This window comes from Streptomyces sp. NPDC058964, assembly GCF_042741275.1.
GTDB lineage: Bacteria > Actinomycetota > Actinomycetes > Streptomycetales > Streptomycetaceae > Streptomyces.
Window position 1 is genome coordinate 13,613 of record NZ_JBHYKH010000002.1, and the last position, 20,532, is coordinate 34,144.

Here is a 20,532-nt window from a genome sequence, read left to right on the forward strand (position 1 = left end):
GGCGTCACTCCGGGAGGGGTTCGAGCCGGACGGCGCTGACCTTGAATTCGGGCATGCCGCTACGGGGGTCCAGAGCGGGGTTGGTGACGAGGTTGGCGCGGCCGTCCCCGCTGAAGTGAAAGGGGAGGAAAACGGTGTCCGGACGCAGCGTGGGATCGAGCCGGACCCGGGCGGTCATGCCGCCCCGGGCCGAGGTCACCCGGGCCAGGCCCCCGTCGGTCAAGCCGTGGCGGGCCGCCGTGTCCGGGTGGACCTCCACGAATGGTCCGGCGGCGACCGCGGCGAGTTCCGCCACGCGCCGGGTCTGCGCGCCCGACTGGTAGTGGGTGAGGATCCGGCCGGTGGTGGCGTGCACGGGGTAGCTGCCACTGGTCTCCTCGGCCGGGCCGTCGTGCTCGACTTCTGCGAAGCGGGCGCGGCCGTCCAAGTGGGCGAACCCGTCGAGGAACAGGCGGGGGGTACCCGGGTGGGGCTTGTCGGTGTCCGGGCACGGCCAGTACAGACTCTCTCCGGCGTCCAGCCGGTCGTAGGAGATGCCGGAGTAGTCCGCGCGCCCGCCCCGGGAGGCGGCGCGCAGTTCCTCGAAGACCTCTTGGGGAGCGGTCGGATAGTGTTCGGCCGGTTCACCGAGCCGTACGGCGATGCCGTGCAGGACCTCCAGGTCACTGCGGACCAGCGGCGGGGGGCTGAGCAGAGCGCGCCGGCGCAGGACCCGGCCTTCCAGGTTGGTCAGGGTGCCCTCCTCCTCTGCCCACTGGGTGACCGGCACGACGACGTCGGCCATGCGCGCGGTCTCGGAGGGGACGAAGTCGGCCACGACCAGCAGGTCGAGCGAGGCCAGGCGCGCCGTGATCCGCGCCGCGTCGGGGGCGGAGACCACTGGGTTGGAGCCCAGGACGAGCAGGGCGCGCGGCCCGTGCTCCTCACCGAGTGCGTCGAGCAGTTCGTACGCCCTTAGTCCCGGGCCGGGCAGCCGGCCGGGCGGCACCCCCCAGACACCGGCCACGTGGGCGCGGTCCGCGGGGTCGGTCAGCGAGCGGTAGCCGGGCAGCTGATCGGACTTCTGTCCGTGCTCGCGCCCACCCTGGCCGTTGCCTTGGCCGGTCAGACAGCCGTAGCCGCCGCCCGGAGTGCCAGGCAGACCCAGGGCCAGTGCGAGGTTGATGAACGCGGCCGTGGTTGCCGTGCCCTGTCGGTGCTGCTCGACGCCGCGGCCGGTGAGGATGTAGCTGTCCGGGCTCTCGGCGAGCAGGTGGACGGCCGTGCGCTGGGCGCGCACGGGTACGCCGGTGACGGCCTCGACGCGTTCGGGCCACCAGGCGGCGGCCCGGCCCATCGCCGTCTCGAAGCCGCTGGTGCGCCGGTCGATGTACGCCTTGTCGACGAGTCCCTCGGTGACGGCGAGGTGCAGCATCCCGAGTGCGAGGGCCAGGTCGGTGCCCGGGGCGGGTTGCAGGTGCACGGCGGCGCGGCGGGCGGTGGCGCTGTACCGGGGGTCCACGACGATCAGCCGGGCCCCCTCCAGGTGCTGCATCAGCGGGGGCATGGTCTCGGCGACGTTGGCGCCGGCGAGGAGTACCGTCCGCGCCCGGGCCAGGTCGGTGACGGGGAAGGGCAGACCGCGGTCCACTCCGAAGGCGTCGTTTCCGGCGGCGGCAGCGGACGACATGCAGAAGCGGCCGTTGTAGTCGATGTTGCGCGTGCCCAGTGCCAGGCGGGCGAACTTGCCGAGCAGGTAGGCCTTCTCGTTGGTGAGGCCTCCGCCACCGAACACGGCCAGCGCGTCTGCGCCGTGCCGGGCCCGTATCCGGTCAAGGCCCTCGGCAACGGTGTCCAGCGCGCTGTCCCAGGAGGCGGTCAGGAGCCGGCCGTCGCGGCCCCGCACCAACGGTGTGCGCAGCCGGTCGGTGGCGGCGAGGACCTCGGGCGCGGTCCAGCCCTTCTGGCACAACCTGCCTCGGTTGACCGGGAAGTCGGCGGGTTCGACCGTCACCGCCGTGGTGCGGTCGCGGGTGAGCCGGGTGCCGCACTGCAGGGCGCAGTAGGGGCAGTGCGTCTCGGTCGTCGTGGGCGGGTGCGGGGTGTCAGGCACGGCTGGTCTCCCGCACGTCTCCCGGTGTGGTGGTGGTCTGCGCCGGGCTCGGTCTGAGGTAGACGAATCGGATGATGAGGCCGCACACGGTGTAGTAGCCGAGGAAGGTGAGGAAGGCGGGCGTCCCGGAGCCGGAGCCGTCCGCGTAGGAGGCCTTGAAGGCGAGGTTGATGGCCGCTCCGCCGAGCGCGCCGACGGCGCCGGCGATGGCGATGGCTGCACCGGACAGCCGGCGGGCCCGGGCGAAGGCTTCCGTGGCGTCGCGGCCGCTGGTCACCTCGCCTTGCGCCCGCCGCGCGAAGACGGCCGGGATCATCTTGTACGCGGAGCCGTTGCCCAGGCCGCTGAGCAGGAAGAGGGCGGTGAACCCGGCCACGAACAGTCCGAAGGAGCCGGTGCGGGACGCGATGACCAGCACCACGGTGCCGGTGCCCATGCCGAGAAAGGTCCAGAGGGTGACGCGTGCCCCGCCCAGCCGGTCGGCGAGCCGGCCGCCGACCGGCCGGGAGAAGGAACCGAGGAGCGGGCCGAGGAAGGTGTACCCCATCGCCTGCACGGGTGAGGCGTCGAACTCGTTCTGCAGAACGAGTCCGAAGGCGAAGCCGAATCCGATGAAGGAGCCGAACGTGCCGACGTAGAGCAGGGAGATCCACCAGGTGTCCGGGGAGCGTACGGCCTCGCGCTGGGCGCCTGGAGTGGTGCGTACGGCGTCCACGTTGTCCATCAGCCGTGCCGCCAGGGCCGCCACGAGCACGATGAGCGGCAGGTAGACGGCAGCGACGTAATCCGGATGGTCACGCCCGGCGGTGTGGATCACCGCGAGGCCGAGGAGCTGCACCGCGGCGACGCCGAGGTTGCCGCCCCCGGCGTTGAGTCCCAGGGCCCAGCCTTGGTGCCGCTGTGGGAAGAAGGCGGTGATGTTCGTCATGGAGGAGGCGAAGTTCCCGCCGCCCACGCCGCCCAGGGCGCCGACGAGCAGGAAGACCCACAGCGGCGTCCCGGGCTGCCGGACGAAGTACAGGGCGAGCAGGGTGGGGACGAGCAGCAGGAGCATCGCGAACACGGTCCAGTTGCGCCCGCCGAAGCGCGTCACCGCGTGACTGTAGGGCAGCCGCAGCAGCGCGCCCACGACGGTGGGGGTGGCCACCAGCAGGAACTTCTCACCGGGGGCGAACGCCAGCCCGGTCTCGGGGGTCATGAAGAGCACGAGGACGGACCACAGGGTCCACACCGAGAAGCTGATGTGCTCGCACAGGACGGACAGAGCAAGGTTGCGGCGCGCCGTCCGGCGACCGCTCCGGTGCCAGGCGTCCTCGTCTTCGGGGTCCCAGCCGGTCAGCCAGGTGCCGTTGAGAATGTTCTCAGCCATGGGGAAAGTACCTCGAATGCGCCGGTGAGTCGGGCGCAGACCTGGGGCGACGTGGGACCGGGACGACGGTGTCCGAGGCGTGGGCGTGATGCTGCGGAGTTGTCGCAGGCGAGTGCGGTGGGACCGCAGGGCCATCAGAAGGGGGCGATCAGGGCTTTGCGGAACTGTTCGATGACGTCGTCCAGCATTCCGGTGCTCTCGGACCGGATGTGCAGGTCTCCGCTGTCTCGGGTCATGTGCTTGTCGAGCAGGAAGAAGCTCTGTACGACGTGCCGGGCGCCGAGGGAGTGAGCCACGGGCCGCAGTGCGTAGTCGAGTACCAGGACGTGTGCGATGCTGCCGCCGGTGGCCAGTGGAAGCACGACCTTGTGCGCGAAGCCGTACTGGGGCAGCAGGTCGAGGAAGGTCTTCAGCAGCCCGGAGAAGCTTGCCTTGTATGTCGGTGTGGCCAGCACGATGCCATCGGCCTGGGCGACCTGGTCCAGGGCCGTGGCGATCCGTGGATGCGCGGTGTCCGCGCGGAGCAGCGGCTCGGCCGGGAGGGCGCGCAGCTTCAGGTGGCCGGCATGCCATTCGTTCTCGGCCAGCCGCCGCGCTACGTAGTCACCGACGAGTTCGGTCTTGGAGGTCGGGGACGGGCTTCCCGAAATCACCAGCACCTTGGACACGGTCACCCCCAGGAAAGGTCGGGTCGGGTCGGGTTTGAGCGGGAGGGAGCCCGGGACGGACCCGGGCTCCCTCCCGTTGGGAGGTCAGGCCGGCCAGCCGAAGGCGCTGACGGTGTCACGGGCGCGCAGCGGCTCGGGGTCGTTGAAGACGAAGCAGCGCGTGTTGGAGACCTGACCGCCGGCCGCCTGCGCCGTCGAGAAGATCAGCACCGGCCTGGGGGCACCGGCCCGGGTGACGAAGGTCGCGCGGAAGTTGATGATCGGCGAGTCCTCGTCCCAGCGGGACAGGAAGTCGTCCAGCAGTCCCTGGTCCTCGTAGATCTTGCGGATGTGCTGGCCGACGTACTCGCCCGGCGCGGCACTGTACTCGACGAGGGCGACGTCGGCCGGGTTGGCGTGCATGACCTGTCCGTTGACTCCGATGAGGTGGATCGCGACCGGGGCCACCTCGTAGAACTCACGGAGCACCGACTCGTGCTCCTTGGTCGGCGTCAGGACGGGATTGTCTCGCTCGTCGACCGCGCGGATCCAGGCGGCGGCGTCCGACGTGGGGTCCTCGGTGCTCGTGCTGGACACCGGCAGCCGTTCCCCGAGTTCCGGCCGGCTGACCCAGTGGATCCGGCTCTCGTCACCTGCGCCGGCGACCACGGCGTTCACCGCGGAGGCACGGTTCTGTGTGCCGTCGGCGCTCTGGTAGGTGATGCGGATGTTCTCGAACCTGCCGTTCTCCTCAAGCCGCGCCAGCAAGTCCGGGAGGGCGTCCTTGCCGTCGATCAGGATCCGGCCGTGGAGGTGGTCGGCCTCCCCGTGCATGAGGACGGACTGCGCCTTGTTGTGCAGCAGGACGGCACCGGAGCGGTCGGTGACCGTGATGCCGACCGAGCTGTTGCCGACGACGTCGATCAGCTGCTCGATGGTGGGCGCGCTCTGGTTGTCAACCGTCATGGCCGACTCCTTCATGTGTGGGTTCGGTCGGGCGTGTGCAAGGGGCCTCGGGGACGTTCCACGAGGTCCGTGATGGTGGTGGCCACGGCGGCCTGGCCGGAGAGGTAGTAGTCGTGTCCGCCGGGGAAGGTGAACGTCCCGAGGAGCGGGCCGGTGGTGAAGGAGGCCCATTGCGCCATGTCGGCGGGCCGGGCGAAGGGGTCGCTGTCTCCGCAGAACAGCGCGAGCGGTGCTTGGATCGGCCGCTGGGTGACGCGGTGTTCCCGCCGCATCCTCAGATCCTGTGCCAGCCAGGTCCCTTCCGTGTCGCGCTCCCTTTCGGAGTGGCTGCGGCGCAGCGCCTCGAAGGCCGCGACCACGGCGGTGCGGGGGGTGCTGCCGGGGTCCTGGGCACCGGAGACGGACAGGCTGCCGATCGTGTACTGCGGGCGGGCCTCGAGCCGGACCGCGAGTTCGTAGGCGAGCAGGGCCCCGAGGCTGTGTCCGAACAGGTGCAGTCGCGAGCCGTGAGGCAACAGCGCGGTGAGATCGTTCGCCCAGCGGTCCGCGGCGGCGGACACGGACGAGGGTGCCGCGTGGTGCGCCAGCCGGCCGCGGCCGGGCAGTTCGCAGTGGAGGGCGGGCAGGGTCTGCGGGAGATGGGCTCCCACCGGGAAGTAGGGGGAGGTGACACTTCCGGCGGGAGGCAGGAAAAGCACCGCATCGGTTGCTCCGTGCAGTTTTCCCTGCACCGCGACGGCCCGTTCGTTCACCATACCGCCTCCTCGTGTTTCTCTCGACTTCCGGCACCTATGGGGTGAGGAAATTCCGCTCGATGTCCTTGGGAGTCCGGAAGGAGTCGAGGTTGAAGTCCATCGACTGCATCATTTCGCCGCGCAATTCCTCGACGAAGAGGACGAGTTCCACGAATTGCAGGGAATCGATGATCCGTGACTCGATGATGTCGGTTTCCGGATTCACGTCGCCCTCGGCGAGTTCGGGGTTGCGCCGAAGGATCCAGGAGCGCACGTCCTGCCAGGTCGCCGTCATCACAGACCCTCCGAGCCGGCCATCTGCGTGACGAAGGCGTTGAACGCCGCGACCCGGTCGGCCACCTCGGAGATGAGCGCGAGGTCTCCGGGGCTGATCGGACCGCGCCGGTGGCCGTCACCGCGCAGCACGACCAGATGGCCGCCGCGCAGCCCCCGGTAGGTCAGGGGCAGAGCCACCGCCGAGCTGGCCCGCCACTGGCGCAGCAGTGGCAGGTGGCCCGGGTCGGTCTGCTTCAGCAGGCCCTCGTGCTCGCTGATCACGAGTTTGAGGTCACCGGTTTCGGCGATGAGGCCCCGCACACCCTCCAACGCCGTGGAGTACTCGGTGGGCGACTGGACGACGAGCTGGGAGTGGGTGGCGAGTGCGCCCAGGGAGACGGCGGAGGCGAGGAAGGGGACGCAGGCCTTGGCCACCGCCGGCACGACTTCCTTGAGCTGCGGGGTCTGCTGGACGGTGGCGCTGATGTGCGCGAGGAATCCGAGGGATTCCTCGGCCGCCTTGCGTCCTGCAATATAACGTAGGGCGGTGCTCCAGTTCTCGGTTGAGCTGTTCTGGTCATTTTCAGGCATAAGAAGTCCCCGGTGATCACGGAAGTGGATTTCTCACAAGCTAGCAGTCGATTTACCGCGAGGCAATAGCACTTCAGCATTCCCGCTTTTCGGGAAAAAGAGGTCGCCAAAGAAAGCGCGCAATTCAGGAAAGGTGATCGGGCTGCTGGCCGGTTCTTGCGGAGGGTTGCCCGTCGCAATCAGGCGAAGCGGACGTCCGGGTCGAGCAGACACAGCTGCCCGTCGGCGAGGTGGAGCCGGTCGTTGCTGTAGTTGAGTGCGGCGGACCGCAGGTCACGCAGGGTCTTTTCCAGCCGGGTCGGCGAGTCCTGCAGATAACCGTGCCGGAGACCGACGGCGTCGATCAGCTCGTCGACGGCGCGGTAGCACTCCTCGGCAGCGGTGATCTTCAGGCTGTTCAGCAGAAGTTGACTGCTCGTGTCGGCGAGGTCGGCGCCACCGGCCACGAGAGCCTCGGTACGGCGCAGCAGGGCGTGGACCGTGTCGAGCCGCTGCCTGGCCCGGGAGAGCCGGGTCATCAGCAGCTGCGATCCCAGGTCGAAGCTCTTGCGGCCGGCCGGGTCGCGCAGCAGCCGCAGGACTCGGGAAAGGGCTCCGGCCGCCGTGCCCAGCCATGCCGCCGACCAACCGATATGGGCCAGCGGCCCGAACACGTACTGGGCGATGCGGTGGAAGGCGCCGTGTTCACCGATCACCTGGTGTCCGGGAATGGTGCCGGTGAGAGTGAGCGGAAGGCTGTGACTGGCGCGCATGCCCATCGGGCACCAGTCACCGCTGCCTTCGACACGCAGTTGGTGCCGGTGGGCATAGACCAGGGAGACGTGGTGGTCGGCAGTCGCGTGCGGGCTGCGCATGGTGATGAGGAAACCGTCCGCCGCGGTGCCGCCCGTCACGATCGGTGCGACCCGGTCGACCTCCAGGGTGTCGTCGGTCTCGCGCAAGGGAGCGTACGAGCGGAACAGGTGGCCGCCCTTGCCCCGTTCGGTGGTCACCGAGGCGAGGTACAGGTCGCCGGCGGCGAGTCGGGCGAGCAACTCCTCCCGGAGCGGTGCGGCGGCGTACCGGATGATGGCCTCGGACTGCTGGCAGTGCATGGCGAAGATCATCGCCACGGACATGTCCACGCGGCCGAGGGCCATGGCGGCGTCGACGAGGTCGGTGAGCGTGCCTCCGCATCCGCCGTGCTCGGCCGGTACAAGCAGCCCGAGCAGACCGGTACGCCGCATCTCCTGCAGAGCGTGCTCGGGGAAGACGGCGTCGCGGTCGGTTCGCTCCAGGTGCTCCTGGGCCACCCGGGCCACGGCGGCGACGCGCTCGGCGATGCCGGTCGCCGCCGTCTCGCGCACCGCCGCGGACGACTCCGTTGGTGCGGTCTTCTCTGTCGGGGTCGTCACGAGGCCTCATTCCGGTGGGCGGTGGACGTGTGCAGCGCGCGGTGGTCGATCTTTCCGTTGTGGGTCAGGGGCAGCGTGTCCCATTGCTGCCAGCGCCGGGGCACCATCGCGGTCGGCAGTGCCGCGCTCAGCGCGTCCTGCAGCGCCGACGAGGACACGGGGGTCCGCAGGCTGTAGTGGGCGAGGAGTTCGCCGTGCTCGCCCTGGTCGGAGACGACGACCGCGCACTGTTCCACGGCCGGGTGCCGGCTCAGGGCGACCTCGATCTCGCCGAGTTCCATGCGGACGCCGGACACCTTGACCTGCCGGTCGCTGCGGCCGAGGTAGTACAGGAGTCCGTTCTCGACCCGGGCGAGGTCTCCGGTCCGGTACAGACGGCCGGTGGCGGAGTCCGGGTCGAAGGGGTCGCGGAAGAAGGCCCGGTCGGTGGTGGCGGGGTCGTTGAGGTAGCCGAGACCCACGCCCGTGCCGCCGACGAACAGTTCACCGCTCTCCCCCGGTTCCGCCGCTCGCCACGGGCTGCCGTCCGCGTCCTGGACCAAGACGTGCAGCGCGGTGTTCGCGATCGGGCCGCCCACGGGCAACCGCGGGCCGGCCAGGTCGGTGGGCGTCACGACGTGGTGCGTCACGTCGTCGGAGCACTCCGTGGGGCCATAGGCGTTGACCAGGGACACATGGGGCAGGGTGTGCGCCACACGCTCCGCGACGGCCGGATACAGCTCCTCCCCGGTGGACAGGAGCCAGCGCAGTGCGGGGAGCCCGCCTTCGCTGCGGCGGGTCAGGTCGTTGGCGAGCCATCCGATGACGGTGGGGACGAGTTCCACGACCGTGACGGCTCCGGCATCGAGGACACCGATGAGCCAGCGGGGAAGCCGCATGGCGTCGTCGCCGACCACGACCACGCGTCCGCCGACGAGCAGCGGGCACAGCATCTGCCAGACGGAGATGTCGAAGACCAGCGGAGCGGTGAAGGCGACCGCATCGTCCGGCCCCAGCGCCAGGTCGGTCGCCTTGGCCCAGAGATGGTTGAGCATGCCCTGGTGTTCGACCGTGGCGCCCTTGGGCCGGCCGGTGGTGCCCGAGGTGAAGATCGTGTACCGGACCTCGTGGGAACGGTCGCCGCCGCGGTCCAGGGGCGCGGCGCCCTCGTTCCCGCCAGGCAGGGGCAGGACCCCTGTCTCTGTGTCGGCGGCTGCTGCCCGGGCGGCATGTGCGGTGCCGCCGTCGCCGCAGTAGTCCACAAGCAGCCTGGCCCGGCTGCGGCCGAGCACGTCCCGGACTCTGACCTCCGGCCAGTTCGGGTCGATCGGCAGGTAGGAGGCGCCCAGGGCCTCCAGGGCGAGGAAGACGGCCGGGGTCTCGGCGCTGCGAACACCGACCGCGGCGACGACGTCACCGGCCCCCACCCCGGCGGCGCGCAGGGCGTCCCGGATGACCGCGGTACGGCCGAGCAGGTCCCGGTAGCTCAGGGTCCGCTCGCCGTCGATGACGGCCGGCCGGTCCGGGTCTCGTTCGGCGTGGCCGAGGACGTGGTCGAGCAGAGCGGTCGCGTTGTCGTGCGCACGGACATGGCGCAGGGCGAGTTCTCGGGCCCGGGCTGCGGCGCCGGGAGTCAGCGGCAGTTCGGCCCTCATCGACACCGGGCTCGAGTCCGCGGCGGTGCTTGTCATCGCTGCCTCCGCTCCGGCAGCGGGGTGCTGTGCCGGTCGAGGTCGTGGAAGAATCCGTCGACCGGTGTCAGCCAGCCCTTCTCGCGGGCGTGAGCGTGCACGTGTTCACCGACCGTCAGGTCGAGGACGCCGAGCCCGAACGGGGAGAAGACCACCGTGCGGTCGGCCGGTGCCTTCACGGCGCCGGTGAGTACGTCGTACAAGGTGCCGTCCAGGAAGTCGCGTGCGCCGGTGTGCTGTTCGGCGAGGTGGACCGAGGTGTTCGCCTTGAGGACATGCCCGATGTCGTCCACCACGTTGCAGCTGTCGAGGATGACGTCCGTGCCAAGGTCACGCAGCGATACGTGCAGCACCAGCGGGTGGTGGGCGAACCAGGCCGGTTCGAGCAGGTGCGGCGTGGCCGCCGTGGTGGCACAGACGATGACGTCGCAGGAGCGGACCAGATCCTCCGCCGAGTCCAGGACGCGGACCGGTGCGCTCTCCGGCTGGCGGTTCAGGTGGTCGGCGAAGGCGCGGGCGTACTCGGCGGAGGTGTCGTGGACGGCGATCTCCTGTGGGTTCTGGTCCAGCGTGGAGAGATAGGAGTGCACGTACCGCGCGATGAGGCCGGTGCCGAGATAGCCGACGCGCCGCGGCGCGGGCCGGTCGGTGCCGAGCGCGCGGGCCGCGACCGCGGCGGAGGCGGCCGTACGCACGGCGCTGATGATCGAGCTCTCCAGGCAGGCGTACGGATAGCCGGTGACGGGGTCGTTGAGGATCAGCACCGCGGAGGCACGGGGGATGCCGCGGTCGAGGTTGGTGGGAAAACTGGAGATCCACTTGATGCCGTCGACAGGCCGGCTCCCGCCGACCGAGGCGGGCAGCGCGATGATACGGGCGCTGGGCCGGTCGGGGAACCGCAGGAAGTAGGAGGGGGGATTGATCGTGCGGCCTTCCCCGTGCAGGCGGTAGGCGCCTTCGACGAGGTCTATGATCTCCCGCTGCCGCCCGTCCAGCACTTGGTGCACGGTGCTGCCCGGGACGACGCAGAAGTCGGGGATGCTGGCCTGATCGCTCAAGATGTCTCCAGGATCTTGTGCAGGTCGTCCTGACCGTAGTGGTGGCCGACCCAGGTGTCGTTGTAGATCGTGTTGAGGTAGCGCTCGCCCAGATCCGGCGCGATGGCCACGGCCGTGTGCACGGTGTCACTGTGCTGGGCGAACCACTGTGTCGCGGCGCTGATCACCGTTCCTGAGGAGCCGCCGAGGAGGAGGCCGCAGGCGGCGAGCCTGCGGCAGGTGTGAATGGTGTCGACCTCGTGGATGCGGATGACCTCATCGACGAGGCCGGGGTCGATCAGCGGCATCGGCGCGCTGGCACCGAGCCCGGGGATGTGGCGTGGTCCGGGGGTGCCGGCGAAGCTGACGGAGCCCACGCTGTCGACCGCGACGATGTGGGTCTGCGGCCGGTGTTCACGGAAGTAGCGGGCGCAGCCCATCAGGGTGCCGCCGGTACCCGCTCCGACGAAGAGGACGTCGAGGTCGGGGAAGTCCTTGGCGATGACGGTCGCGGTGGTCTCGTAGTGTGCGATCCAGTTCGCGGGGTTCTCGTACTGGTTGAGCCATACGTAGTTCAGGTTCTGCGCGCAACTGTTGCGGACGTAGGTCTTGCGGGCGGCGAGGTAGCCGCCGGAGGCGTCGGGTTGGTCCACGACGACGACCTCGCCACCGAGGGCCCGGATCAGCGCTGTGGTGGCCGGGTTGCAGTTGGGATCGGTGACACAGATGAATCTGAGCCCCTTGGAGGCCGCGATCACGGCGAGCGCCACCCCGAGGTTGCCGGAGGAGGACTCGATCAAGACGGAGTTGGGCCCGATCAGGCCGTCGCGCTGCGCGCTCTCGACCATCTGGGCGGCAGGCTGGATCTTGATCGAGCCTGCGAAGTTGAAGCCTTCGCACTTGAGGTGCAGCGGGAGCCCCAGGCGGGCCCGCAGATCGATGTACACGTCGCTGTCGAGGAGTTCGTGCGCCGCGGTGATGACGGTCATGAGTTGTCTTCGCTTCCGTTCATCAGTGTGGACCGGCACCGGTCCGCGCCGAAGGGGTTCGGGACCGACGGAGCGGGTGGTGCGGCGATGTGCCGGTGGTGGTTCCTCGCGGATCGGTTCCGTGCCGGGCGACGCGAGGGCCGGCGCCGCAGAGGTACGGGAACGCGCCGCCGGTGGTGTCGGCCGATCAGGGGAACTCGTGTCGGGCCGGTCGCACGTCCCCTCCAGCCAGCCATGTGCTTCCCTTCGAACAGATGAGAGCCGGTCGGCAAGGACCGGGGACCCGCTCCAGCCGCGTAGGTGCTGCGGGGCGAGGCGCGAGAGGTGCCTTGCCCCTGCGCGTTCACGGTGGCATCGGCCTGTCGAGACCGACGACGAGAAACACTCAAGAGCCTGGTGGCAATGCTCTGGCGGGTGCATGGCCCATCCGGTTCGCCGCATGCGGAAGGGCCTGCCCCCAGGAGGGCAGGCCCTTCGAATTCCTGTGATCGCACCGACACCGCGACCTGGCCGCTGAGCGTCAGGGCTGCAGCGCACCGTCGGGATATCCGCCGGCACAGGTTGATGAGCGCCGAATCCGCACCGGGTAGGAGGGAGGGTCAGCTGACGGCAAGTGAAGCGTGTGCCGCCGTATGCGAGTTGAGGATTTTGTGCTGGAGTTGATGCAACGGATAGCCCGGCTCGATTCCGATTTCCTCTTTCAGCCGAGAGCGCAACCGGCCGAACACCTCCAGGGCTTTGGCACGTCGTCCGTTGAGCGCGAGGGCTCGCATGTACTGGGCATGCAGTCCCTCGTGAAATGGGTGCTCGCTCGTCAGTGAGGCGAGTTCGGCGATCACCTGCTGGTGCAGACCGGCCCCTATCCGGGCATCGATCAACACCTCGATCGTGTCCAGCCGACGCTCCTCCAGCATCCGCTTGCGCGCCTCGAGCACCGTGCCGGTGGGTACGTCCGAGAGGACACTGCCGCGCCACATGCCCAGCGCTTCCTCCAGTTCCCGGATCCCGGTGTGGCTGTCGCCGGCCCGCGGGCTCGCACGGCCGTGGTCGGCCAGCCGCAAGAAATCCAGCCAGTCCAGTCGCAGGTCGGAGCTGCGCAGGCTGTAGCCGTTGTCCTGGGTGACCAGTATCTGGTCCGCGATGTCCGCCGGCTTGAGGGCGGTGACCTTGGACAGCAGTTTGCGAATGTTGAGGATGTAGGTCTGCAGGGTCCGCGCGGCAGTCACCGGCGGCTCCTCGGCCCAGAGTTCGCGGGTCAGCGCGGAGACCGGCACCGCCTGGTCCGGGTGCATGCACAGCATCGCGAGTACCGTACGTATTTTGGGCGCGACGCTTATGGGTTCGTCTATTTCGTCGGACGTAAGGCGTAAGGGGCCCAGCAGTCCGAGCTGCGCTCGGAACGCTTCCTGAGTGTCACTCACCTTGGCTGAGAAATCGTACAACTGGCCTGCCGCACACATGCTGACGTGCATACCGCTCCCTCGGGTTGTCGACTGTCCTGCAAGCCGTCGTGCATATGCCTGACGGTTGCACCGACAACATACGTACCGAAGATCTTTCGTAACCAGATGGAAATCAAGCCGCCTGGCTGTTTCTCATCCGTGACCAACAGGCCGAGAAACACAGGGAATCCACTACGCGGGCATGCAAAAGAGATGACCCCCGATCCACTGCGTATCGACCCGGAGCCATCAATATGCGTCCGTCATTGTCACACCGGGCAGTCCTCGGAACATCTCACATAGCGAGACCTCGGGTGTGATCATTGGAATGTTTGAGCGGACGTCGCGGCGTATCGGCGAAGCCTTGCGCCTTTCAGGGCTTCCGCTGAGTACGGTCGGGCGGAGGGCAGGTGAGGGCGGCTACCTCGCCCTGGCAAAGCATCACGATGGCATTGCAGTCGCACTTGCAGTACTCGACCTCGCCGCGGGAGGTCGAGTGCGCGGACAGCAGACGCCACGTCGGTCCGTCGATGGAGGCCGTGCAGCCCCAGGCACGCAGTGGGCAGCACTCCTCCTGATGTGTCGGGTCCCCCGGGTTGCCGGCACCGGCGTCCGGGCGGGTAGGGGATTTCGGTTCGTCAGCGGAGACCGGGCTGGGCAGGAGAGTGCGCGACATCGGTGTCTTCTCCCTTCGGTGCCGCGTCCACGGACTGTGGCACAGCGGGTTCAGGAAGCGTGCGGAACAACAGCCAGCTGAGTGCGGGCATCAGGATCAGTGGGGCCAGAGCGGTCTGCAGCGAGGTCTTGTCGGCGACACTCCCGATGAGCGGGCTGACCAGGCCACCTACGCTCACGGTGAGGCCGAGCGTGATTCCGCTGGCGGTGCCGACACGGGAGGGCAGGTAGTCCTGGCCGAGCGTGACCTGCAGTGAGAACGGCACGTACAGGCCGGCCGAAGTCAGCATGACGAACAGATAGAGGGCTGGGCCGGGTATGAACACCAGGCCGGCAACCGATCCCGCGGTCAGCAGATAGGACCAGCGGGAAACGGTGACCCGGTCCCAGCGGCCGGCCAGCGAACCGCCCAGTACGCTGCCCACCGCACCGCCGAGGTACAGAAGGAACAGTGCGGCCGTGCCCGCGGCCTTGCTGCCGTCCATCCGTTGGGTCGTATACAACGAGACGAACGTGCTCAGGCCGATGAAGACGATGGAGCGGCACACCACCGCGAGCGACAGCCGTATGAACGACGAGGTGTCGTCCTTGCCCGCCACCGCCTTGCCGGCCTCACTGGCCTGCTGCGCCCCCAGGGCCCGCAGCACGGGCAGGCACAGCGCGGCGCCGACGACCGCCGGGACCACGAGCAACGGCGTCAGACGCAGTCCTCCGGTGGCGACCACGGCGGCGACCATGACCGGAGCCGTCGCGAAGCCGAGGTTGCCACCCAGTGAGAACCATCCCATCGCGCTGTGACTGCCGTGGCTGGCAAGCCGGGCCACCCGGGCGGACTCCGGGTGGTAGGCGGCGACGCCCACCCCGGACACCGCGACGACGGCCAGCGTCAGCGGGTAGGAGTCGCTCACTCCGCTCAGCGCGATGCCCACGCCTCCCAGCAGGGTGCTCAGGGGCAGGAGCCACGGCATGCCCCAGCGGTCGGTCAGCACACCGAACACCGGTTGCGCCACCGACGAGAGCACGGAGGCGGCGAGCACGATGCCCGAGACGGCGGCGTAGCTATAGGCGCGCTCGGCAACGAAATACGGCACGAGGGAGGCCACAGCGCCCTGGTAGAGGTCGACGCAGGCATGACCGATGGACAGCAGGGTGATCGAGGAGTTTCTTCGCACCTCGTTATCGTCAGCGCTCAGCGCCCGGTCGCGCTTCCGATAAACTGCCAGACAATGACTGAAGTCCGCCACGAGCCCATAGCGCCCACCCGCACCCAGCGGCTGGCGTCCGGCGCCGAGATCGACGCCCACCGGCACGACGAGCACCAGATCGTGTACGCGGGTCGCGGAGTCCTGTCCGTCACCACCAGCACCGGCACCTGGGTCGCCCCGGCAACGCGTGCCATCTGGGTGCCGGCCGGAACGGTCCATGCCCACCAGGCCCACGGCGACCTCGAACTGCACCTGGTAGGGCTGCCCGCGCGGCAGAACCCCCTCCGCCTCGACGCCCCCACCGTGCTCTCCGTGAGTCCGCTGCTGCGCGAACTGCTCATCGCCTATACCCACACCGAGAACGACGACAGCCCCGAGCGTACGCGTTTGCGCGCGGTGCTACTCGACCAGCTACGGGCCTCGGTCCAGCAGCCGCTGCATCTGCCCACACCGACCGCTCCCCTGCTGCGGACCGTGTGCGACATCCTGCGCTCGGATCCCGCAGACAACCGCACACTCGCCGAACTCGGACGCCGGGTCGGGGCAAGCGACCGCACACTGTCCCGGCTGTTCCGTAACGACCTCGGCATGACCTTTCCCCAGTGGCGCACCCAGTTGCGCCTTCACCACGCCTTGGTCCTACTGGCCCACAACACGCCGGTGACCAAGGTCGCGAACCAATGCGGATGGTCGTCCACCAGCGCGTTCATCGACGTCTTCCGCCGCGCGTTCGGGCATACACCGGGGGTGTACTCCAGGTAAGCGGGGAATGGTGCGTTTGCGACTCGGCCACTTGAGACACCTCCCAGGCCCGGCCATGCGGCATCGATCGTGATCGCTGACAGCGCACCCGGACCTCGAACGACGCTCGCCACCATGCGCGACACCACGGCCAGGCACACCAAGTCCACCTCGGATGCCCGACTTCCGAACCAGCGTCTGCCGTCTCAGCCCGAGGCTCGGCGACGGCTGACGACCGTGGGACGCGGGCCCGCGCACCTGGCTGTCCAGCCGCCCCAAACGTGAGGTGGCAGAACCTCGACGATCTCAGCGATGCCTACGACAGGTTGGGCCTCGTGCATGGTGATCACATCACCGGGCCCCAGATGCCGCCACTGCTCGGGCTGCAGGGGAGCCAGGCGAACGCGAGCTGTCTCCCCAGGGCCGAGTCGCGGCGCGAACTCAGCCCAAAGCCTTGCGATGTTCAGGTCTCGTTGTCCGTCTGCGGTGCGGTTACCGATGTCCCACAAAGGCCTGAGCCGACCGTCCCCTGAGAAGGCACTCTGCCGTCCGCCCTCGTCGGCGCCCAGCAGGGTCAGCGCCGCACGGATGGTGCCGTGCTCGACTTCCCGGCCCCGCCACTCGCACCAACTGCGACTGCGGACGAGCATCATCTGCCGAGCGGCCTCGGCAAGCATCTCCCAGAAGGCGGTGGACACCGGATGGACTTCCGCGATCTCGATCAGCACGTCGAGCGCCGTCTCCCATTCCTGGAACTCGATCTCCTCACGAACATCTCCGACCGTCTGGCCGTTCTGCGCCGCGGCGTCCTCGGGCAGTAGGTCGGCAGCCCGCCGAAGCAGTGTGAACGCGTCATCCATGCGCTGGATTGTCGCCTGGTTACTTGCTCCCTGGTGTCCCAGGCAGGACTACGGAGCCTGATGGTGCGGGATGTCCTGCTGAACTTCCTTCTCCGTTGGATGGCGATCCGGGTGGAGGGGGTGTGCCAGGCGAACCGGAAGTATTCGAAGGTCTCCCGGTTGAGCCATTGTGCTTCGTCCAGGACGAGGGTGCGCGGCTGCGCGGCAAGGGGGTCCAGGAGCAGCCGGTCGAACTCGGAGGGGTGGCGCGGGGGTTCGCCTGGCAGGCCGGCCCGCGGCGAAGGGTTCGTGGCGTACTGCGCGGGCGGTGGGACCCAGCAGCCGATGGCATCGCTCACTTCTCACTGGTCACGGGTGAACTCTTCCATGACCGGAGTTGCACCGATTCGCTACAGTCCACAGGCGTGACCCGGGTCAGGGAGATCTCAGGGAACCCGGTGGCGCGCGCGGACAGGATCAGACGTGGAACTCTCCTTGCGCGCCCGGCTGCGCTCCGGTGATCCGGAGGCATTCGGGTCGATATTCGACGAACATGCGCAGACGGTGCACCGGTACGCGGTCCGGGTCACCGGGAACTGGGCGACGGCCGAGGACGTGGTGTCGCTGACCTTCCTGGAGGCGTGGCGGCTGCGCGAGACGGTGCGGCCCGAAGGCGACGGCCTGCTGCCGTGGCTGCTGGGCATCGCCACCAATGTGCTGCGCAACACCACGCGGGCCGCTCGCCGCTACCAGGCCGCCCTCAGCCGTGTCCCGCCGCACGACACCGCCCCGGACTTCGCGGACGAGGTCGTCGAACGGATGGAGGACGCCGGGCGACTGGCCGCAGCGCAGCGGGCGCTGCGGAGGCTGCGTCGCGGCGAGCGGGAGGTGTTCGCGCTGTGCGTGTGGGCCGGGCTCGACTACGCGGCGGCGGCCGAGGCGCTGGACGTGCCGATCGGCACCATCCGCTCCCGCCTTTCCCGTGCCCGGCGCCGGTTGCGGCAACTGACGGACGAGGAACTCGCTTCCGAAAGGACGGAACCGGCGTCCCGTTCCGGACAGCAACAGGGTGGCCGCGCGATTGCGGCCCGGTCGATCCAGGAGCAGATCCGATGAACGCCAAGACGCCTCACGACGACGGCTTCGACGCAACAGCGTCCGCTGAGCGCGCGGACGCGGCCCGGCTGCTGCCGGCCCCGGCTGCCCGGGATCTGCCCGATGACCGCCTGCGCGTCCTCAAGGAGCACCTGATGAGCGAGATCCACCAGTCCGTACCCGCGGCCGGCCCCGAGGCCGCCGCCGCGGACGCCGTTGCGGCGCCGAGACGTCGAAGGAGGCGCTGGGTGCCGGTCCTCGCCCCGCTCGCCGCGGCCGCCGTGGCGGCCGCGGTCCTCACCGCCGGCGTCGGCCACCACAGCCGGCACGCCGACGTCGCGCGGCCGGCCCCCTCCAAGGCGTCGGTGCTGCTGGAGAACGCCGCCGCCGTGGTCTCCCGCGCTCCGGCCGTCAAAGTCGGCCACCACCAGTACGTGTACATCCGCAGCGTGTCCGCCGGAAGGGACAACCCCCTCCAGGCGGAGTGGACCGACAAGCACGGCCATGTGCACAAGAAGTACTCCAAGGCCGCTGAAAAGCTCACGAAGTTGGAGAGCCTTCGGGAGTGGATTCCCTGGTCGCGGAGCCAGGGCGGCGCCCAGGCGTACGGCGACAGGGCCCCCGAACGCCTCGACTTCCCCGGCCCCGGGGAGGGAACGATCGGAGGCCCCGGGCACACGCTGAGCCCCTTCGAGGACCTGGCCGCCCTTCCTCGCGACCCGGCCGCGGCGCTTCGGGCGATCGAGGCCGACTGGCAGAGGCAGATGGACAACGCGGAGAACACCAAGGGGAACAGGCGCCCCTCCGTGAACATGCCGTGGGTCTTCGAGTATCTCGGCGGCATGCTCCAGGAGTCCGTGGACCCGCAGACCACGGCGTTCCTCTACCGTGTCGCCGCCCGGATCCCCGGCACCACGGTGATCCCCGACGCGGTGGACGCCGCAGGCCGGCACGGTGTCGCGATCACCCTGGACGGTCAGGCCGAAGACCGGCAGGAGTGGATCTTCGACAGGTCCACGTACGCCTTCCTCGGCTTCCGCGACGTCACGCTGGAGGACACGGTGATCGGCAAGGCCGGCAGCGTGATAGAGACCACCGCGGTACTCCAGCGCGCCGTGGTGGACCGTGTGGGCGAGGAACCGGGTAGGAGCAGCAGCTGAGACGACCGGCCGAGTTCGCCACTGGGTGTTCAGCGCATGTGAAACCACCAGGCTGACGCAAGGTGAAGAACACCGAGGAGGCCGGCGCTGATGGCCATGCCGTTGTTGCGCTGCTGCAAGCCGATCGCGAAGTCGCCGGTCTGGGCCAGGCCTGCGACGGCGAGAACGGGGGCGACGGTGGACCGGTCGCCCACAGCGAACAGGGCGAGGGTGACGGCGGCGAGGGGGATGGCCCGGGCTCCGTAGGCGTTCGCGTAGAGGTGTGTGCCGCCGTTGACGGCCATGCCCTTGGGCAGGGCGAGGCCGGGCCTGATCATTCCGGCGATGCAGAAGCCGGCCGAGGTGAGGGAGGCGAGGCTGTTGGCGGCCACGAGGACGGCCCGGACGGTGGATGGACTCATAGTTACGTCTCCCCGTGAATCATTCTGACCATGAATGGTTTTTTTAGGCTACCATTCTCGGCATGAGCGATGTCAACGAGGCGGGGCCCGGCGATGCCACCGGCCTGACCTCGACCGTGGTGTTCAGGCTCGGCACTCTCGGCACGGTGGTCACCGACCGGTTCGCACGGGAGCTCGAGGGGCTGGGCCTCAAGCCCAAGCACGTGGGCCTGATGGCCGCGCTCAGCCATGCTGCCGTGGCTTCCCAGCAGGAACTGGCCGCGCGGATGAACGTCGCGCCCAGCCTGATGGTGTCGCTGGCCGACCACCTGGAGGGGCTCGGCGCGGTTCGGCGGGTCCGGGATCCGCAGGACCGCCGACGACAGGTACTGACACTCACAGCGCAGGGGCGTGGCCTGCTGGACCGCTGCACGTCCATGGCGCGGGCCCTGGACGAGGAGATCGTGGCCGGCCTGACGGCGAAGCAACGCAAGGCACTGGACGAGGCGCTGCGCGTGATGGCGAACCACGCCGGCCTGCCGTAGAGGACGAAGAGGGACCAGAGCGTCGGGGTGCGGAATCGCGGTCGGCCACAGGCTTCGGCTCAGGCCCGTCGGCCATCGTGAAATGGAGTTGATGGCCTGGAGCGAGTTGAGTAGGAACAACCCATGCTTCGAGGTTCCAGGATCGGGCTCCGGGCCCGGCATGAGGCGGACGTCCCCGTCCTGCAGGCCGAGCTGTACGACGACGTGGTGACGAGATCGAGGGCCGACTCGCGGCCCTGGCGCCCCATCGCGCCGGGCTCCGCGGCGTCGCCCTATGCCGTTGCTGATCCCGGCGACGAGGCTGCCTGCTTCTCCGTCGTCTCCCTCGAGGAGGACGACAAGTTGGCGGGGGAGGCATTGTTGTGGGGCATCGACACCCACAACAGAAGCGCGCATCTGGGTATCTCCCTGCGGCCGATGTTCCGTCGGCGGGGGCTCGCCGTCGATGTCCTCCGGGTGCTGTGCGACTACGGCTTCGCGGTGCGGGGACTGCACCGGCTGCAACTCGAAACGCTTGCCGACAACACCGCGATGATTCGCGCAGCTTCCAGAGCCGGGTTCACCCAGGAAGGGAAGCTGCGCAGTTCCGCGTGGGCCAACGGCGGATTCGTCGACGAGGTGGTCTTCGGACTGCTTGCCGACGCCTGGCGCGCGTGATGCGCCAAAAGGTACATCGGGCATGAGC

General features: G+C 69.1%; 20 protein-coding genes. 5 read left to right on the top strand and 15 right to left on the bottom strand.

Translation table 11 applies throughout. The annotated features are described in order from the left end of the window. Positions 1–4: 4 nt before the first annotated feature. From ACFW2E_RS00380 to ACFW2E_RS00440, 13 genes are all read right to left on the bottom strand, one after another. Positions 5–2,092, bottom strand: a complete 2,088-nt coding sequence (locus ACFW2E_RS00380) for a molybdopterin oxidoreductase family protein (protein ID WP_384459006.1) — start codon at positions 2,090–2,092, stop codon at positions 5–7. After that, positions 2,085–3,461 carry an MFS transporter gene (locus ACFW2E_RS00385; RefSeq protein ID WP_384459009.1) on the bottom strand — a complete coding sequence of 459 codons (1,377 nt, stop codon included), beginning with the start codon at positions 3,459–3,461 and terminating at the stop codon, positions 2,085–2,087. The genes ACFW2E_RS00380 and ACFW2E_RS00385 overlap by 8 nt, the downstream gene beginning before the upstream one ends. Before the next feature lie 134 nt (positions 3,462–3,595). Next, the gene (ssuE, locus tag ACFW2E_RS00390; RefSeq protein ID WP_384459123.1) at positions 3,596–4,129 is read right to left on the bottom strand and encodes an NADPH-dependent FMN reductase; all 534 of its coding nucleotides are present in this window, start codon (positions 4,127–4,129) and stop codon (positions 3,596–3,598) included. Between the two features lie 84 nt (positions 4,130–4,213). Continuing rightward, on the bottom strand, positions 4,214–5,074 hold the full coding sequence (locus tag ACFW2E_RS00395; RefSeq protein ID WP_384459012.1) for a hypothetical protein: 861 nt from the start codon (positions 5,072–5,074) through the stop codon (positions 4,214–4,216). A gap of 11 nt (positions 5,075–5,085) precedes the next feature. After that, complete coding sequence (locus ACFW2E_RS00400) at positions 5,086–5,829, bottom strand: thioesterase II family protein (RefSeq protein WP_384459015.1); 744 nt, start codon at positions 5,827–5,829, stop codon at positions 5,086–5,088. Positions 5,830–5,863: 34 nt separating this feature from the next. Beyond that, positions 5,864–6,103 carry an acyl carrier protein gene (locus ACFW2E_RS00405; RefSeq protein WP_384459018.1) on the bottom strand — a complete coding sequence of 80 codons (240 nt, stop codon included), beginning with the start codon at positions 6,101–6,103 and terminating at the stop codon, positions 5,864–5,866. After that, positions 6,103–6,675 carry a hypothetical protein gene (locus ACFW2E_RS00410; RefSeq protein ID WP_384459021.1) on the bottom strand — a complete coding sequence of 191 codons (573 nt, stop codon included), beginning with the start codon at positions 6,673–6,675 and terminating at the stop codon, positions 6,103–6,105. Before ACFW2E_RS00410 ends, ACFW2E_RS00405 begins: the two co-directional genes overlap by 1 nt. A 179-nt stretch (positions 6,676–6,854) precedes the next feature. Then, complete coding sequence (locus tag ACFW2E_RS00415; protein WP_384459024.1) at positions 6,855–8,069, bottom strand: acyl-CoA dehydrogenase family protein; 1,215 nt, start codon at positions 8,067–8,069, stop codon at positions 6,855–6,857. Beyond that, positions 8,066–9,739, bottom strand: coding sequence for an amino acid adenylation domain-containing protein (locus ACFW2E_RS00420; protein ID WP_384459027.1), 1,674 nt, complete (start codon positions 9,737–9,739; stop codon positions 8,066–8,068). The genes ACFW2E_RS00415 and ACFW2E_RS00420 overlap by 4 nt, the downstream gene beginning before the upstream one ends. Beyond that, positions 9,736–10,797: a 2,3-diaminopropionate biosynthesis protein SbnB gene (gene sbnB / locus ACFW2E_RS00425; protein ID WP_384459030.1), complete on the bottom strand. Its 1,062-nt coding sequence runs from the start codon at positions 10,795–10,797 to the stop codon at positions 9,736–9,738. Before sbnB ends, ACFW2E_RS00420 begins: the two co-directional genes overlap by 4 nt. After that, positions 10,794–11,765: a 2,3-diaminopropionate biosynthesis protein SbnA gene (sbnA, locus tag ACFW2E_RS00430; protein WP_384459033.1), complete on the bottom strand. Its 972-nt coding sequence runs from the start codon at positions 11,763–11,765 to the stop codon at positions 10,794–10,796. The genes sbnB and sbnA overlap by 4 nt, the downstream gene beginning before the upstream one ends. 599 nt (positions 11,766–12,364) lie before the next feature. Beyond that, entirely contained in the window at positions 12,365–13,237 is an 873-nt protein-coding gene (locus ACFW2E_RS00435) for a BTAD domain-containing putative transcriptional regulator (protein WP_384459036.1), read from the bottom strand. Positions 13,238–13,845: 608 nt separating this feature from the next. After that, positions 13,846–15,054: an MFS transporter gene (locus tag ACFW2E_RS00440; RefSeq protein WP_384459039.1), complete on the bottom strand. Its 1,209-nt coding sequence runs from the start codon at positions 15,052–15,054 to the stop codon at positions 13,846–13,848. Positions 15,055–15,108: 54 nt separating this feature from the next. Between ACFW2E_RS00440 and ACFW2E_RS00445 the strand changes: the two genes are divergently transcribed. After that, the gene (locus ACFW2E_RS00445; protein ID WP_384459042.1) at positions 15,109–15,849 is read left to right on the top strand and encodes an AraC family transcriptional regulator; all 741 of its coding nucleotides are present in this window, start codon (positions 15,109–15,111) and stop codon (positions 15,847–15,849) included. 185 nt (positions 15,850–16,034) lie between these two features. On the opposite strand, the gene ACFW2E_RS00450 is transcribed toward ACFW2E_RS00445, so the two are convergent. Beyond that, complete coding sequence (locus ACFW2E_RS00450; RefSeq protein ID WP_384459045.1) at positions 16,035–16,688, bottom strand: hypothetical protein; 654 nt, start codon at positions 16,686–16,688, stop codon at positions 16,035–16,037. A gap of 462 nt (positions 16,689–17,150) precedes the next feature. Here ACFW2E_RS00450 and ACFW2E_RS00455 point away from each other — a divergent pair, with 462 nt between their 5' ends. After that, the gene (locus ACFW2E_RS00455; protein WP_384459048.1) at positions 17,151–17,783 is read left to right on the top strand and encodes an RNA polymerase sigma factor; all 633 of its coding nucleotides are present in this window, start codon (positions 17,151–17,153) and stop codon (positions 17,781–17,783) included. Further along, positions 17,780–18,922: a CU044_5270 family protein gene (locus tag ACFW2E_RS00460; protein WP_384459051.1), complete on the top strand. Its 1,143-nt coding sequence runs from the start codon at positions 17,780–17,782 to the stop codon at positions 18,920–18,922. The genes ACFW2E_RS00455 and ACFW2E_RS00460 overlap by 4 nt, the downstream gene beginning before the upstream one ends. Positions 18,923–18,951: 29 nt before the next feature. On the opposite strand, the gene ACFW2E_RS00465 is transcribed toward ACFW2E_RS00460, so the two are convergent. Next, on the bottom strand, positions 18,952–19,323 hold the full coding sequence (locus ACFW2E_RS00465) for a hypothetical protein (RefSeq protein ID WP_384459054.1): 372 nt from the start codon (positions 19,321–19,323) through the stop codon (positions 18,952–18,954). A 62-nt stretch (positions 19,324–19,385) separates the two neighbouring features. Here ACFW2E_RS00465 and ACFW2E_RS00470 point away from each other — a divergent pair, with 62 nt between their 5' ends. Both ACFW2E_RS00470 and ACFW2E_RS00475 read left to right on the top strand, forming a co-directional pair. Beyond that, positions 19,386–19,847, top strand: coding sequence for a MarR family winged helix-turn-helix transcriptional regulator (locus tag ACFW2E_RS00470; RefSeq protein ID WP_384459057.1), 462 nt, complete (start codon positions 19,386–19,388; stop codon positions 19,845–19,847). A 123-nt stretch (positions 19,848–19,970) separates the two neighbouring features. Next, positions 19,971–20,504 (top strand): GNAT family N-acetyltransferase, encoded by a 534-nt coding sequence (locus tag ACFW2E_RS00475; RefSeq protein WP_384459060.1) that lies wholly within the window; start codon positions 19,971–19,973, stop codon positions 20,502–20,504. Positions 20,505–20,532: the final 28 nt, after the last annotated feature.